This is a genomic window from Sinomonas atrocyanea (assembly GCF_001577305.1).
GTDB lineage: Bacteria > Actinomycetota > Actinomycetes > Actinomycetales > Micrococcaceae > Sinomonas > Sinomonas atrocyanea.
The window spans coordinates 810,187-826,972 of record NZ_CP014518.1; the positions used below are offsets into that span (position 1 = coordinate 810,187).

Genomic DNA, 16,786 nt, shown 5'->3' on the forward strand with positions numbered 1-16,786 from the left:
AGCCGAGCCGCGAGCACCGATGAAGAGTGCCACGTTACATGGCGGTGAACTGCGGGTATGGGTCGGGGAGCGGGGTCACCGGCGGCCGGTCACGTCCTTCGCAATCGTCCGCGAGCCGGGCTATCGTGACGGATGGACAGGCCATCAGGGACCACGCCCGCCATGCGAAAGGACAACCTGTGCCCGCTCTCGAACCGCACATTCCCGGCAAGCTCCGCTTCGGCCGCTTCCCCATCACGGACGTCTCCCCCGTGGTCGAGGGCGGGGCGTTCCCCGCGAAGGCCGTCGCCGGAGAGGGCATTGCGGTGGGCGCCACCGCATTCCGCGAGGGCCACGACGCGCTCGGCGTGAGCGCAGTCCTCTACTCTCCGCGCGGGAAGGAGAAGCAGCGCGTCCGGCTCCGGGAGCTGGGCAAGGGCCTGGACCGCTGGCACGGCATCCTCACCCCCACGAAGGAGGGCGAGTGGACCTTCACCATCGAGGCCTGGCATGACCGCTACGGCACGTGGCACCACAACGCCGCCGTGAAGATCGCCGCGGGCATCGACGTCGAGCTCATGCTCGCCGAGGGGGCGGCGCTCTTCGCCGCCGCGGCCGAGGACGAGGACCGCAGCGAGGCGGACCGCGCAACGCTCCGCTCGGCGTCGTACACGCTCGCCGACGCCTCCCGCTCCGTCGAGGACCGCCTCGCCGCGGGCGAGGCGCCCGAGGTGCGGGCCGCCGTCGAACGCCTCCCGATCCGCGAGCTCGTCACGGAGAGCGAGCACTTCCCCCTCCTGGTCGAGCGCGAGCGGGCCGGGCGCGGCGCGTGGTACGAGTTCTTCCCCCGCTCGGAGGGGGCCGTGCGCGACCATGCGACGGGGGCGTGGACCTCGGGCACGCTGCGCACCGCCGCCGAGCGCCTCCCCGGCGTGGCGGCCATGGGCTTCGACGTCATCTACCTGCCGCCGATCCACCCGATCGGGCGCGCCTTCCGCAAGGGCCCGAACAACTCGCTCACCGCCGACCCGGGGGATCCCGGCTCGCCGTGGGCCATCGGCGCCGCCGAGGGCGGCCACGACACGATCCACCCGGACCTCGGCACCTTCGAGGACTTCGAGGCGTTCGTGGCCCGCGCCGAGGAGCTCGGACTCGAGGTGGCTATCGACCTCGCGCTGCAGGCCTCGCCGGACCACCCCTGGGTGACGTCCCATCCCGAGTGGTTCACCACCCGCGTCGACGGCTCGATCGCCTACGCCGAGAACCCGCCGAAGAAGTACCAGGACATCTACCCGCTGAACTTCGACAACGATCCCGAGGGCCTGTCCAAGGAGATCCTGCGGATCGTGAACCTCTGGATCGACCACGGGGTGAAGATCTTCCGCGTCGACAACCCGCACACCAAGCCCGTGTGGTTCTGGGAGTGGCTCATCGGCAAGGTCGCCAAGAAGAACCCCGACGTCGTGTTCCTCGCCGAGGCCTTCACGCGCCCGGCGATGATGAAGGCGCTCGGCCGGGCCGGGTTCCAGCAGTCCTACACGTACTTCACATGGCGGAACACCCGGGCGGAGCTCGAGGAGTTCTTCACCATGATCTCGAAGGACTGGGCCCCGTTCTACCGGCCGAACCTCTTCGTGAACACCCCGGACATCCTCACCGAGTACCTCCAGTTCGGGGGTTGGCCCGCCTTCAAGATCCGCGCCGTCCTCGCCTCGATGGCAAGCCCGCTGTGGGGCGTGTACGCCGGCTATGAGCTGGTCGAGCACGTGGCCCGCCCCGGCGCCGAGGAGTACATCGACAACGAGAAGTACGAGTACAAGCAGCGGGACTGGGCCGGCGCGGAGGCCGCAGGCCGCTCGCTCGCGCCGTACCTGACCCGGCTGAACGAGATCCGGCGCGCCCACCCCGCGCTCATGGACCTGCAGAACCTCACCCTGCACTCGAGCACCGACGATGCGACGGTGGTGTTCTCCAAGCACAAGGAGAACGCCGACGGGACCAAGGACACCCTCATCATCGTCGTCAACGTCGACCCCCACGCGACCCGGGAGAGCACCGTGACCCTGGACCTCCCGGCGCTCCACCTCGACCGGGAGTCCCTCGACCTCGAGGGCAGGTTCCGGGTCGACGACCTCCTGTCCGGGCAGTCGTGGATGTGGGGGGAGCACAACTACGTGCGGCTCGACGCGCACGCCGAACCGGCGCACATCCTCCACGTGCGTCGGTAGCCGGTCCCTCAGGCGCCACGCTAACGTGGCGTAGACCCGAACCAGCGTGACCCGCCGTTAAGGAGACCTGAAGAGTCCATGAACATCGGCCAGCAGGCACAGCCGAACTTCAACGTCAACGCGCCAGGCCTCAAGCACGACCCCTTCTGGTACAAGAAGGCGGTCTTCTACGAGGTCCTCGTCCGGGCGTTCAACGACGCGAACGGAGACGGCTCCGGGGACATCCAGGGCCTGATCGACCGGCTCGACTACCTGCAGTGGCTCGGGGTCGACTGCCTGTGGCTGCCGCCGTTCTTCGAGTCCCCGCTCCGCGACGGCGGCTACGACGTCTCCGACTACGAGTCCGTGCTGCCGGAGTTCGGCTCGATCAGCGACTTCCAGCGGCTCGTCGCGGAGGCCCATGCCCGCGGCGTGCGGATCATCATCGACCTGCCGCTCAACCACACCTCCGACCAGCACCGCTGGTTCCAGGAGTCCCGGCGCGACCCGGACGGGCCGTATGGGGACTTCTACATGTGGAGCGACACGGACGAGAAGTACCAGGACGCCCGCATCATCTTCATCGACACCGAGGAGTCCAACTGGACCTTCGACCCGATCCGGCGCCAGTTCTTCTGGCACCGCTTCTTCAGCCACCAGCCTGACCTGAACTACGAGAACCCCAAGGTCCAGCAGGCGATCTTCGACGTCGTGCAGTTCTGGCTCGACCAGGGCGTGGACGGCATCCGGGCCGATGCGATCCCCTACCTGTACGCCGAGGAGGGGACGAACTGCGAGAACCTTCCGGCCACGCACGTCTTCCTCGCCCGGCTCCGGGAGTTCATGGACCACAAGTACCCGGGCCGCATCATCATCGCCGAGGCCAACCAGCCCCCGCACGAGGTCGTCGAGTACTTCGGCACCGAGACCGAGCCCGAGTGCCACATGGCCTTCCACTTCCCGATCATGCCGCGCCTGTACTACGCGCTGCGCGACCAGAGGGCGCAGCCGATCATCGACACGATGGTGGACACCCCGGCCATCCCGGACGGTGCCCAGTGGGGCACCTTCCTGCGCAACCACGACGAGCTGACCCTCGAGATGGTCACCGTGGAGGAGCGCGAGGCCATGCTCGGCTGGTACGCCTCGGACCCGCGGATGCGGGCCAACGTCGGCATCCGCCGCCGCCTGGCGCCCCTGCTGGACAACTCCCGCGCGGAGATCGAGCTCATCAACGCGCTCCTGCTCTCGCTGCCGGGCAGTCCCTTCCTGTACTACGGCGACGAGATCGGCATGGGGGACAACATCTGGCTCGAGGACCGCGACGCGGTGCGCACGCCGATGCAGTGGAACCCCGACCGCAACGCGGGCTTCTCGACGGCGGACCCGGGCAAGCTCTACCTGCCCACCATCCAGTCGTTGGTGTACCACTACGGGATGGCGAACGTGGAGGCCGAGATGGCGCACTCCGGCAGCCTCCTGCGGTGGATCCGCAACATCCTCGGCGTGCGCCGCGCGCATCCGGTCTTCGGCCTCGGCGGCTACCGCAACGTCCCCACGGACAGCGACCGGGTCCTCGCCTACCTGAGGGAGATGCCCGACGACGTGGCGCACGGCAGGCGCGGCGAGTCCATCCTGTGCGTCTTCAACCTCGCCGGCCACCCCGTGGCAGCCGCGCTCGACATGCCGGAGTTCGCCGGGCGAGGCCTGCGGGACATCTTCGGGGGCGAGCCGTTCTCCCAGGTCGGGCAGGACGGGCGCTTCCACGTCACGCTCGGCGCGCACGGGTACTTCTGGCTGCGCGTCCGCAATGCGGCCTCGGTCCCGACCAGCCCGCTGACCACGGCGCTGCCGGTCATTGTCCCTGAGCCCCCGGCCGGGGAGCTGGTCCAGTGACGGACGCCGAGACCCGAGGCCTCTTCCCGTCCCTGGACGCGCTGCTGGCCGAGTGGATCCCTGAACAGCGGTGGTTCCCGGCCAAGGGCCGCGAGGTCGAGTTCACCCCGATCGGCGGCCTCGTGCTCTCGGCCGGTGGCCCTGATGCCCCGCGCCTCGAGGTGCACTTCGTCCGCGCCAGCGCCGGCCGGCTCGACACCATCCTCAACGTGCCGCTGAGCCTGCGCGAGCGGCCGGAGGACGACAGGGAGGCCGCCCTCATCGGCGCCGTCGGCGGACCCGGCGGGACTGTTGTCTGGGTGTACGACGCCGTGCACGAACCCGCCTTCTCGGTGGCGCTGCTGGGCCTGATGGCGGACGGCGCCGCGCTCCAGGGCGACCACGCCGAGGCCGTTGGCTCCTCCAGCGGCCAGGGCGCCCTCCCCGACGGCGCACTCACCGCGTCGGTCCTGCGGGGAGAGCAGTCGAACACCTCGATCGTGGTCCGTTCGGCTGCCGGCGATGCGATGGTCAAGGTCTTCCGCCAGCTTTCGGAGGGGCTCAACCCCGAGGTGGAGCTCGGCGCAGCCCTGGCCCGCGCCCACGCCACCGACGCCCCGACCGCGCTCGGCTGGATCGACGTCGAGTGGGAGCGGCCCTCGGGGGGCCGCGCGCAGGGCCAGCTCGCCGTCGCGCACGAATTCCTGGCCGGCGGCGCGGACATGTGGGGAGTCGCGCTCGACGCCGCTGCCGACGGTCGGGACCTCTCGGACGCGGCGCGCGGACTCGGCGCGGCCACGGCCCGGATCCACACGGCCCTCGCCACGACGCTCGGCACCGAGACGCTCGACGCCGACGCCGCCGATGCGTTCATCCAGCGCATCTCCGAGCGCCTGCGGGAAGCCTGGGCCGAGGTGCGCGCGAGCGTGGCCGTGCCCGACGCGGCCCTCGACGCCCTCCTGGCGGCGCTGCCCGCGGCCCGCGACGGCCTCGTCCTCCAGCGCATCCACGGGGACCTGCACCTGGGCCAGGTCCTCCACTTCGCCGGCAGCGAGCGGCCCGTCGCCATCCTCGACTTCGAGGGCGAGCCGCTCCGGCCCGTCGCCGAGCGCAGCCTGCCCGACGTGGTCCTCCGTGACGTCGTCGGGATGCTGCGTTCGTTCGACTACGCGGCCGGCGCGGCGCGCCGCACGGATCCCGCGGCGCGCGTCCCGGAAGGATGGGCCGACGCCGCGGGGCGGGCCTACTGGGAGGGCTACGCCTCCGTGGCGGGCGGCGACAGCCCCTTCGGCACCGCCCTCTTCGACGCCCTCTGGCTCGACAAGGCACTGTACGAGGTCTCCTACGAGGAGCGGAACCGGCCAGCGTGGGCCGAGATCCCCCTGCACGCCGCACGCACGGCGCTGGGGGCCTGGCTTCCGGGCCAGGAGCAGGACCGATCACGGGAAGGCATCCCCGGTGGGCCCGAAGGCGTACCGGGCGGGTCAGCAGTCGGGGCGGCGGCACCGCCGCCCGGAGAGGAGGCGCACGTGGCACACGGAGAGCATGCAGGGGGAGCGGCGCAGGGCGCCGGAGACCAGACTGCCGCACAGCACGAGGGCGCGGTCCGCGCCCAGAGCCTGGCAGGCGACGTCGTGGAGGCACCGTCGGGGACTGTCCCCGGCGCCGGCGAGAAGGCGCCCGTCCCCGTCGACCGGGACGTGCTGGCCAAGGTCGCGGCCGGTGCCTTCCACCAGCCGCACGCCGTCCTCGGCGCGCATCTCGACGACGAGGGCACGGTGACGATCCGCGCGCTCAAGCACCTCGCGAGCTCCGTCACGGCGGTCACGCCGGCGGGCCGCGTCCCCTTGGACCACGAGTCGCACGGCGTGTGGGTCGGGACCGTCCCGGAGGCCGACCCTGGCCACGTGCCGGACTACCGGCTCGAGGTCGAGTACGGGGACGGCCATCTCGTCACCGTCGATGACCCGTACCGCTACATGCCCAGCATCGGCGAGCTCGACCTCCACCTGATCGGGGAGGGGCGCCACGAGGAGCTGTGGAAGGCGCTGGGCGCCCATGTGGAGCGGCACCACTCCGTGCTCGGGAACGTCGAGGGCACGTCCTTCAAGGTCTGGGCGCCCAACGCCCAGGCTGTCCAGGTCAAGGGTGACTTCAACGGCTGGGACGGCCGCGAGCACGCGATGCGGAGCCTCGGGACGTCCGGCGTCTGGGAGATCTTCATCCCCGGCGTTGTAGCAGGCATGTGCTACAAGTTCGGGATCCTCACGCGCCACGGCCACTGGGTCGAGCGGGCGGACCCGATGGCCTTCGCCACCGAGGTCCCGCCGCTCACCGCCTCCCGGGTCGACGAGTCGAACTACGTCTTCAAGGACGACGAGTGGATGGCGGCGCGGGCCTCGAAGGATCCGCACAACGCCCCCATGAGCGTGTACGAGGTGCACATCGGCTCGTGGAGGCTCGGACTCGGATACCGCGAGCTGGCCGAGGAACTCGTCGAGTACGTCCAGCGCATGGGGTTCACCCACGTCGAGTTCATGCCGGTCGCCGAGCACCCCTTCGGAGGCTCGTGGGGCTACCAGGTCACGTCCTACTACGCCCCGAGCTCGCGCTTCGGGCACCCGGACGACTTCCGGTACCTCGTCGACCGCCTCCACCAGGCGGGCATCGGTGTGATCGTCGACTGGGTCCCCGCGCACTTCCCGAAGGACGAGTGGGCCCTGGCGAGGTTCGACGGCGAGCCGCTGTACGAGCACGCCGACCCGATGCAGGGCGAGCACCCCGACTGGGGCACGCTCATCTTCAACTTCGGCCGCACCGAGGTGCGCAACTTCCTCGTGGCGAACGCCCTGTACTGGCTCGAGGAGTTCCACATCGACGGTCTGCGCGTCGACGCCGTCGCGTCGATGCTCTACCTGGACTACTCCCGCCAGGAAGGCCAGTGGCGGCCCAACCAGTACGGCGGCCGCGAGAACCTCGAGGCCATCTCCTTCCTGCAGGAGACGAACGCGACCGCCTACAAGCGCAATCCGGGCATCGTCACGATCGCGGAAGAGTCCACCGCCTTCCCCGGCGTCACGAAGCCCACCTCGCTCAACGGGCTCGGGTTCGGCATCAAGTGGAACATGGGCTGGATGCACGACTCGCTCCAGTACATGCACGAGGACCCCATGAATCGGTCCTGGCACCACAACAAGATGACGTTCTCGATCGTGTACGCGTTCAGTGAGAACTTCCTCCTGCCCATCAGCCATGACGAGGTGGTCCACGGCAAGGGGTCGATGCTGCGCAAGATGCCGGGGGACCGGTGGAAGCAGCTGGCCAACCTGCGCGCGTTCTACGCCTTCCAGTGGGCCCACCCGGGCAAGCAGCTCATCTTCATGGGCTGCGAGTTCGCCCAGGAGGCCGAGTGGAACCAGGAGCACGGGCTCGAGTGGTGGATGGCCGACCTTGAGCCGCACCAAGGGGTCCAGAGGCTCTTCCGCGAGCTCAACTCGGTCTACCGGTCCACGCCGGCCCTCTACGAGAAGGACAACGATCCGGCCGGCTACGAGTGGATCCGCGGCGACGACGCGGAGCGCAACGTCATCTCGTTCATCCGCTGGTCCGACGACGGCGCGCCCCTCGTGTGCATCGCGAACTTCGCCGGCAACCCGCACATCGACTACACCGTGGGCCTGCCGCAGGCGGGACGCTGGCGCGAGCTGCTCAACACGGACGCCACCGAGTTCGGCGGCTCGGGCGTGACGAACGGCGGACTCGTCGTCGCGGAAGCGCGGGAGTGGGACGGCAAGCCGGCCTCGGCGGTGCTCACGCTTCCCCCGCTGGGCGTCGTGTACCTCGTCCCCGATGTCGCCACGGAGACGGCCGAGTAGCCGCAGCCGGCGGCCCAGCCGGGCCTTTCGGCGGCCGCTGTGGGGAGGCACTCTGATGCCTCCCCACAGCCGTCTCGGGCCGGTTGGCGTTGCCGGCGAGCCGGTGGTATAGTTTTTTCCGCGCCGCAGACCGGGAAGCATCCCGCAAGGCGCAACCAACCCCGACAGTTCGCGAACGGTCATCGAGCCGCAAGGCCCGGTTTGACTCCGAGCGGGCGAGCGGGTAGGTTTGAGAAGTTGCTCCGGGAGGGCCTGACTGGTTCTGGTTGTTACCGGGTGCGGCGTGTTGTTTGAGAACTCAATAGTGTGCCAAGTTTGTTGATGCCATTTTTTATGGTTGTCAAATGTGCCTGTTGCTGTGCACCCCCGTGCACGGCAGTGGGTGTTTGATGCCGGATCATTTTCTGCTGGCCGGGTGTGCCTCATTTTCCTGGGGTTCCTGGTTGGCGTGTTCTTTGACGGAGAGTTTGATCCTGGCTCAGGATGAACGCTGGCGGCGTGCTTAACACATGCAAGTCGGACGATGAAGCCCTTCGGGGTGGATTAGTGGCGAACGGGTGAGTAACACGTGAGCAACCTGCCCTTGACTCTGGGATAAGCCTGGGAAACTGGGTCTAATACCGGATACAACCTCCTGCCGCATGGTGGGGGGTGGAAAGCCTTGTGCGGTCTTGGATGGGCTCGCGGCCTATCAGCTTGTTGGTGGGGTGATGGCCTACCAAGGCGACGACGGGTAGCCGGCCTGAGAGGGTGACCGGCCACACTGGGACTGAGACACGGCCCAGACTCCTACGGGAGGCAGCAGTGGGGAATATTGCACAATGGGCGGAAGCCTGATGCAGCGACGCCGCGTGGGGGATGACGGCCTTCGGGTTGTAAACCCCTTTCGGCAGGGAACAAGCCCCTTGGGGTGAGGGTACCTGCGGAAGAAGCGCCGGCTAACTACGTGCCAGCAGCCGCGGTAATACGTAGGGCGCGAGCGTTATCCGGAATTATTGGGCGTAAAGAGCTCGTAGGCGGTTTGTCGCGTCTGCTGTGAAAGCCCGGGGCTCAACCCCGGGTCTGCAGTGGGTACGGGCAGGCTGGAGTGCAGTAGGGGAGACTGGAATTCCTGGTGTAGCGGTGAAATGCGCAGATATCAGGAGGAACACCGATGGCGAAGGCAGGTCTCTGGGCTGTAACTGACGCTGAGGAGCGAAAGCATGGGGAGCGAACAGGATTAGATACCCTGGTAGTCCATGCCGTAAACGTTGGGCACTAGGTGTGGGGGCCATTCCACGGTTTCCGCGCCGCAGCTAACGCATTAAGTGCCCCGCCTGGGGAGTACGGCCGCAAGGCTAAAACTCAAAGGAATTGACGGGGGCCCGCACAAGCGGCGGAGCATGCGGATTAATTCGATGCAACGCGAAGAACCTTACCAAGGCTTGACATGTGCCGGACCGTCCCAGAGATGGGGCTTCCCTTCGGGGCCGGTTCACAGGTGGTGCATGGTTGTCGTCAGCTCGTGTCGTGAGATGTTGGGTTAAGTCCCGCAACGAGCGCAACCCTCGTTCCATGTTGCCAGCACTTCGGGTGGGGACTCATGGGAGACTGCCGGGGTCAACTCGGAGGAAGGTGGGGACGACGTCAAATCATCATGCCCCTTATGTCTTGGGCTTCACGCATGCTACAATGGCCGGTACAAAGGGTTGCGATACTGTGAGGTGGAGCCAATCCCAGAAAGCCGGTCTCAGTTCGGATTGGGGTCTGCAACTCGACCCCATGAAGTCGGAGTCGCTAGTAATCGCAGATCAGCAACGCTGCGGTGAATACGTTCCCGGGCCTTGTACACACCGCCCGTCAAGTCACGAAAGTCGGTAACACCCGAAGCCGGTGGCCCAACCCCTTGTGGGAGGGAGCCGTCGAAGGTGGGACTGGCGATTGGGACTAAGTCGTAACAAGGTAGCCGTACCGGAAGGTGCGGCTGGATCACCTCCTTTCTAAGGAGCAGCGCCCCTGCCGGGGGCGGCCCGCATGGGCCGTGCCGGTGCGGGGGGAGCAGCGGCCCGCTGCGGGAGCGTTCGTCTCCCGGCGGGTGCTCATGGGTGGAACATCGACGGATTCGTGGCCCGTGCCCCTGGTACGGCCTGTGGCCCCAGTACGCCCCCGCACTCCGGTGCGGGCGGTTGGAAAGGGTTCCGGGCCGGATTGTCCGGGGGGTGGGGTCCTTGGCACACTGTTGGGTCCTGGGGCAACACGCCCTGCGCCCCCGTTTTGCTCCTGTGCCCCCTGTGTGGGGGTGCGGGGTGTGTGGGGGTGCTGGTTCCCGCCTTCCCGTGCCGTGCGGCCCTGCCGCATGGGTGCAGGTTGTGGGGGTTGTTGTTTGAGAACTGTATAGTGGACGCGAGCATCTAGCAATTTCTTCCTGCCGCGCTGTGCCCTGCCCTGTGGGGTGGTGGTGTGGTCGTGGCGGGTCGAGTTTTCTTGTAGGTGTGTGCATGCATGTTTTGCGTGTGTGTGCGCCCTTTGTGGTTTCTTCTGTGTTGAAGTTTCCAAGGGCGCACGGTGGATGCCTTGGCATCGGGAGCCGATGAAGGACGTGGGAATCTGCGATAAGCCTGGGGGAGTCGATAACCGGACTGTGAGCCCAGGGTCTCCGAATGGGGGAACCCCGCCGCACTTGATGCGGTGACCCGCCGTTGAACGCATAGACGGTGTGGAGGGAACGCGGGGAAGTGAAACATCTCAGTACCCGCAGGAAGAGAAAACAACAGTGATTCCGTCAGTAGTGGCGAGCGAACGCGGATGTGGCCAAACCGTGCGCGTGTGATACCCGGCAGGGGTTGCGCGCAGGGGGTTGTGGGGCCTGGCTTCGATCATCTGCCGGTGGTCGGGGGCGAGTGCAGCAGTGTAGGCGAACGGTCTTGAAGGGCCGGCCGTAGAGGGTGTGAGTCCCGTAGCCGTAACGCTGGTCTGCCGTCCTTGCCGGTGTCCCCAAGTAGCACGGGGCCCGAGAAATCCCGTGCGAATCTGTCAGGACCACCTGATAAGCCTGAATACTACCCGATGACCGATAGCGGACAAGTACCGTGAGGGAAAGGTGAAAAGTACCCCGGGAGGGGAGTGAAACAGTACCTGAAACCGTGCGCCTACAAACCGTCAGAGCCGGCCCCGTTGGGGGTGCGGTGATGGCGTGCCTTTTGAAGAATGAGCCTGCGAGTCAGTGCCACGTCGCGAGGTTAACCCGTGTGGGGGAGCCGTAGCGAAAGCGAGTCTGAACAGGGCGTTCAGTGGCGTGGTCTGGACCCGAAGCGGAGTGATCTACCCATGGCCAGGTTGAAGCGACGGTAAGACGTCGTGGAGGACCGAACCCACTTCAGTTGAAAATGGAGGGGATGAGCTGTGGGTAGGGGTGAAAGGCCAATCAAACTCCGTGATAGCTGGTTCTCCCCGAAATGCATTTAGGTGCAGCGTTGCGTGTTTCTTGCCGGAGGTAGAGCTACTGGATGGCCGATGGGCCCCACAAGGTTACTGACGTCAGCCAAACTCCGAATGCCGGCAAGTGAGAGCGCAGCAGTGAGACTGCGGGGGATAAGCTTCGTAGTCGAGAGGGAAACAGCCCGGACCACCGGCTAAGGCCCCCAAGCGTGTGCTAAGTGGGAAAGGATGTGGAGTTGCCCAGACAACCAGGAGGTTGGCTTAGAAGCAGCCACCCTTGAAAGAGTGCGTAATAGCTCACTGGTCAAGTGATTCCGCGCCGACAATGTAGCGGGGCTCAAGCACACCGCCGAAGCCGTGGCAGTCCCACGTGCACCCTAGCCTTCGTGGTTCAGGGGTGGGGCTGGGTAGGGGAGCGTCGTGCGGGCAGTGAAGCCCCCGGGTGACCGAGGGGTGGAGGCCGCACGAGTGAGAATGCAGGCATGAGTAGCGAAAGACGGGTGGGAAACCCGTCCGCCGGATGATCAAGGGTTCCAGGGTCAAGCTCATCTGCCCTGGGTAAGTCGGGACCTAAGGCGAGGCCGACAGGCGTAGTCGATGGACAACGGGTCGATATTCCCGTACCGGCGAAGGACCGCCCATGCCGGACAGCCGATGCTGACCGCCCGGACCCCACACCCCATGCCTTCGGGCATGGACCGTGGGGCGAGCGCGGGGACCAGAGCTGCGAGGCAAGCGTATTAACAGGTGTGACGCAGGAAGGCAGCCCGGCCAGGCGATGGTTGACCTGGTCCAAGGATGTAGGGCGCGCGGTCGGCAAATCCGCCGCGCACAGGGCCTGAGATCCGACGGGACCCCCTCACGGGGGGATCGGGTGATCCTATGCTGCCGAGAAAAGCATCGACGCGAGGTCCCAGCCGCCCGTACCCCAAACCGACACAGGTGATCAGGTAGAGAATACCAAGGCGATCGAGAGAATCACGGTCAAGGAACTCGGCAAAATGCCCCCGTAACTTCGGGAGAAGGGGGACCCTGACCTTGAACAGGCCGCGCGCCTGGGAGGGGATATGGGTCGCAGAGACCAGGGGGAAGCGACTGTTTACTAAAAACACAGGTCCGTGCGAAGTCGCAAGACGATGTATACGGACTGACTCCTGCCCGGTGCTGGAAGGTTAAGAGGACCCGTCAGCCAGCAATGGCGAAGCGGAGAATTCAAGCCCCAGTAAACGGCGGTGGTAACTATAACCATCCTAAGGTAGCGAAATTCCTTGTCGGGTAAGTTCCGACCTGCACGAATGGAGTAACGACTTCCCCGCTGTCTCGACCGTGAACTCGGCGAAATTGCACTACGAGTAAAGATGCTCGTTACGCGCAGCAGGACGGAAAGACCCCGAGACCTTCACTACAGTTTGGTATTGGTGTTCGGAGCGGCTTGTGTAGGATAGGTGGGAGACTGTGAAGCGGGCACGCCAGTGCCGGTGGAGTCATCGTTGAAATACCACTCTGGTCGCTTTGGACACCTGAACCTCGGCCCGTGATCCGGGTCAGGGACAGTGCCTGACGGGTAGTTTAACTGGGGCGGTTGCCTCCCAAAGAGTAACGGAGGCGCCCAAAGGTCCCCTCAGCCTGGTCGGCAACCAGGTGGCGAGTGCAAGTGCACAAGGGGGCTTGACTGTGAGAGAGACATCTCGAGCAGGGACGAAAGTCGGGACTAGTGATCCGGCGGCACCTCGTGGAAGGGCCGTCGCTCAACGGATAAAAGGTACCTCGGGGATAACAGGCTGATCTTGCCCAAGAGTCCATATCGACGGCATGGTTTGGCACCTCGATGTCGGCTCGTCGCATCCTGGGGCTGGAGTAGGTCCCAAGGGTTGGGCTGTTCGCCCATTAAAGCGGTACGCGAGCTGGGTTTAGAACGTCGTGAGACAGTTCGGTCCCTATCCGCTGCGCGCGCAGGAGATCTGAGAAGGGCTGTCCTCAGTACGAGAGGACCGGGACGGACGAACCTCTGGTGTGCCAGTTGTACCGCCAGGTGCACGGCTGGTTGGCTACGTTCGGATGGGATAACCGCTGAAAGCATCTAAGCGGGAAGCCCGCTTCAAGATGAGATCTCCACGCCCGTCAAGGGCGAGAGGCCCCCAGCAGACCACTGGGTTGATAGGCCGGACGTGGAAACGAGGACTGAAGACTCGTGAAGCCGACCGGTACTAATAGGCCGACAACCTCAACACACCACACCCCCCACCACCGCAAGGAAAAAAAGGGGTGCGGTGGAACCACACAATGCTCCGCGTCCACCATACGGTCCCCAGACAACAAACCCCGGGGAACCCCGCCACAACCGAATACACATCACGGAAACCCGTGACCACAGACCACCCACCCACCCCCACCGGGGCCGGGAAGGGTAGAAGGGTTACGGCGGCCATAGCGTGGGGGAAACGCCCGGACCCATCCCGAACCCGGAAGCTAAGACCCACAGCGCCGATGGTACTGCACCCGCGAGGGTGTGGGAGAGTAGGACACCGCCGGACAACACCACACGGTCGAGCCCCCCAACCACCCGGTTGGGGGGCTCCCGCACTTAAACACCCCACCCACTTAACAAGCACCTACGGAGCCCCTCGAGCGCACCCACGCCCGCGCATGGCGCTGCGGGCTACGATCGAAGGCGTGGATCCGCTCTTCTCCCATGCACCCCAGCCCTCCGGCGAGCCGGAGCAGGGCGGCGAGCTGCCGCCGTCGCGCGTGCTGCACATGCTGCTCCCGGCCCCCCGCGAGATCGTCTACGGCGCCTTCGTAGGAGACCTCCATCTGTGGTGGCCCTCCTCCTACACCGGGTTCGGAGAAGGGACGCACGCGTTCATCGAGGACTCGGTCGTGGGGGAGGAGGGCCCCGCTGGGCAGCTCCAGGTCTGGGGCACGGTCACGGAGGAGCGCCCCGGTGAGCTGATCGAGATCGCGTGGACGCTCGCCGGCAGCCCCGATTCCCCGACGCGGGTGCGCGTCGAGTTCAGCGACGCCGACGACGGCACGCTCGTGCTCTTCACCCACGACGGCTGGGCCCGAGGCGCCGAGGGCGCGCAGCAGTACGCGAAGTACAGCGAGTGGCGCGTGATCCTGGGGCGCTTCGCGGCCTTCTTCGGCCAGCCTGCGGAGGCCGTGACGGAAACCTGAGGGTCCTAGCGGCGGTGCTGCGGGACCGCTGTGCTGGCCCGGACCACGAACTCGGGGTCGAAGATCCTGCTCCGGGGCGCCAGGCTGCCGTCGGAGGCTCCGACGGCCATCCCGTCCGGGGCCGCGCCGTGCTGGACGCGTGGCTGTCCCGGGCGCGAGGATGCTGGTCATGGTCACCTTTGAAGGCTTTCCCGCCGAGGGGCCGGCGTTCTATGCCGACCTCGAGGAGAACAACACCAAGGAGTGGTGGAGCGAGCACCAGGAGGTCTACGAGCGCGCGGTCCGGGCGCCGATGACCGCGCTGCTGGACGGCCTCGCCGCCGAGTTCGGCCCGGGAAAGATCTTCCGGCCGCACCGGGACGTGCGCTTCAGCCGGGACAAGTCGCCGTACAAGACCTCCCAGGGCGGGTTCGTGCAGACCGCCGAGGGCACCGGGTACTACGTCCACCTCGACGCCGAGGGGCTCGCGGTCGGGGCCGGCTGCCACACGTCCACGTCCGCCCAGGTGGAGCGCTTCCGCGCAGCGGTCGACGCCCCAGCCGACGGGAGATCACTGGAGGCGATCGTCGGATCGCTCGGCGGCGCCGGGTACGCGATCGAGGGCGAGCGGCTCAAGACCGTTCCCCGCGGCTACGCCAAGGACCATCCGCGCGCGGAGCTGCTCAGGCACAAGACCCTCACCGCCGGGAAGGCGGTCGGCACGCCGGAGTGGCTCGGATCGGCCGAGGCACTCGAGCACGTCCGCGCCAGCTGGGCCGAGCTGCGCCCGCTCGTGGAGTGGCTCACCGGGCACCTCGGCTGAGGTCAGTCGTCGACGAGGTCCTCGTCGTCGTACTCGTCCTCCCGGTGCCTGGCTTCCTCCTGCTCGATGACCTTGAGCATCTGGGTGTCCGGGTTGAGCATGATCGCGGCCTCGTCCCTGCGGTGCCGCAGGACGCTGTCGATGTAGGACTGCACGGTCTCGGCGAGCGGGACGTAGCGGTCGAGCCGCTCGGACATGTACCACCGGTGCTCCAGGACCTGGTGCACCACCTCGGCGGGCTCGAGTTTGCCGGAGAGCTCGCGGGGGATGGCCTTGACGATGGGTTCGAAGACCTGGCTGACCCACGCGTGCGCGCTGATCTCCTCATCCTGGCCCGGGTAGTTCTCGGCGCGGAACGTGTCCATGTCGTTGAGCAGCCGGCGGGCCTGGTTCTCCTGGGCATCGATCCCGGTGAGCCGCAGGAGCCGCCGCTGGTGGTGGCCGGCGTCGACCACCTTCGGCTGGAGCTGGATCGTGGAGCCGTCCGGGGTCGTCTTGATGGCGTACTCCTCCACGTCGAACCCGAGCTCGTTGAGCCGGCGGATGCGAGCCCCGAGCCGCCAGCGCTCGCCGAGCTCGAACGATTCCTTCTCGGTCAGCTCGTTCCAGAGGTTGCGGTAGGAGTCCATGATCCGCTCGCTCGTGGCGACAGGATCGACCTCCTCGTCGATCAGGCCGCCGTCGAGGAGGTCCATGAGCTCCCCGGCGATGTTGACGCGCGCGATCTCCAGATCGTACTCGCGCTGGCCCGTGGAGAGGTCCGGGTACAGCTCGCCCGTCTCGGCGTCCACGAGGTAGGCGGCGAACGCGCCGGCGTCGCGCCGGAAGAGGGTGTTGGAGAGCGAGACGTCGCCCCAGTAGAAGCCCACGAGGTGGAGGCGCACCAGCAGCAGCGCCTGGGCGTCGATGAGGCGGGTGAGGGTGTCCCGGCGCAGCTTCTGCGAGAAGAGCGCGCGGTAGGGGAGGGAGAACTTGAGGTGGCGGGTCACGAGGGCCGTGTCCAGCGGCCTGCCGTCCGGGGTCTGGCGGTCGCGGATCACGGCCACCGGCTCCACGCAGGGCACATCGAGCCGCTGGAGCTTGCGCAGCATGTGGTACTCGTGCCGGGCCACGTGCTCGCTCGTCTCCTTGATCGCGATCACCGACCCGCCGAGCCTCGCGAAGCGGACGATGTGCCGGGAGATGCCCCGGGGGAGCGCGGCGAGGTACTGCTCGGGCCAGTCCTCGAGGGCCACGTGCCACGGCAGGTCGAGCAGCTCGGGGTCGGCCACCGCGGCCGTGATGTTCAGCGACCCCAGCGCCGGGGTCCCGGGGTCGGGCTCCTGCCGGCGGGCGAGCTTGCCCACCTCCTCGTAGTCGGTGGGCTCGTCCTGCCAGGTAGCGCTCTGGTCGGTCATGGCTTCCATTCTTCCGCTGATGGGCCAGGGCGCGCAGCCCCGCTCACACGAGTGCCC

At 67.0% G+C, this 16,786-nt stretch carries 6 protein-coding genes and 3 rRNA genes; 8 read left to right on the forward strand and 1 reads right to left on the reverse strand.

Going from position 1 to position 16,786, the window contains the following annotated elements; translation table 11 throughout:
- The first annotated feature begins 38 nt into the window (after nt 1-38).
- From SA2016_RS03915 to SA2016_RS03950, 8 genes are all read left to right on the forward strand, one after another.
- Nucleotides 39-2,207: an alpha-1,4-glucan--maltose-1-phosphate maltosyltransferase gene (locus tag SA2016_RS03915; protein ID WP_084249286.1), complete on the forward strand. Its 2,169-nt coding sequence runs from the start codon at nt 39-41 to the stop codon at nt 2,205-2,207.
- A 78-nt stretch (nt 2,208-2,285) separates the two neighbouring features.
- A complete protein-coding gene (gene treS / locus SA2016_RS03920) occupies nt 2,286-4,082 on the forward strand; it encodes a maltose alpha-D-glucosyltransferase (protein WP_066495513.1) in 1,797 nt (598 codons plus the stop codon).
- A complete protein-coding gene (glgB, locus tag SA2016_RS03925; protein ID WP_066495518.1) occupies nt 4,079-7,936 on the forward strand; it encodes a 1,4-alpha-glucan branching protein GlgB in 3,858 nt (1,285 codons plus the stop codon). Before treS ends, glgB begins: the two co-directional genes overlap by 4 nt.
- 455 nt (nt 7,937-8,391) lie before the next feature.
- Nucleotides 8,392-9,915 (forward strand): 16S ribosomal RNA (locus SA2016_RS03930).
- 542 nt (nt 9,916-10,457) lie between these two features.
- A 23S ribosomal RNA gene (locus tag SA2016_RS03935) occupies nt 10,458-13,584 on the forward strand.
- 186 nt (nt 13,585-13,770) lie between these two features.
- Nucleotides 13,771-13,887 (forward strand): 5S ribosomal RNA (gene rrf, locus SA2016_RS03940).
- The 16S, 23S and 5S rRNA genes sit together here, the layout of an rRNA operon.
- Nucleotides 13,888-14,026: 139 nt before the next feature.
- Nucleotides 14,027-14,530 (forward strand): SRPBCC domain-containing protein, encoded by a 504-nt coding sequence (locus tag SA2016_RS03945; protein ID WP_169803043.1) that lies wholly within the window; start codon nt 14,027-14,029, stop codon nt 14,528-14,530.
- A gap of 169 nt (nt 14,531-14,699) precedes the next feature.
- Nucleotides 14,700-15,332, forward strand: coding sequence for a DUF2461 domain-containing protein (locus SA2016_RS03950; RefSeq protein ID WP_066495523.1), 633 nt, complete (start codon nt 14,700-14,702; stop codon nt 15,330-15,332).
- A gap of 2 nt (nt 15,333-15,334) precedes the next feature.
- On the opposite strand, the gene SA2016_RS03955 is transcribed toward SA2016_RS03950, so the two are convergent.
- Nucleotides 15,335-16,729 (reverse strand): DUF4032 domain-containing protein, encoded by a 1,395-nt coding sequence (locus SA2016_RS03955; RefSeq protein ID WP_066495526.1) that lies wholly within the window; start codon nt 16,727-16,729, stop codon nt 15,335-15,337.
- Nucleotides 16,730-16,786 lie beyond the last annotated feature (57 nt).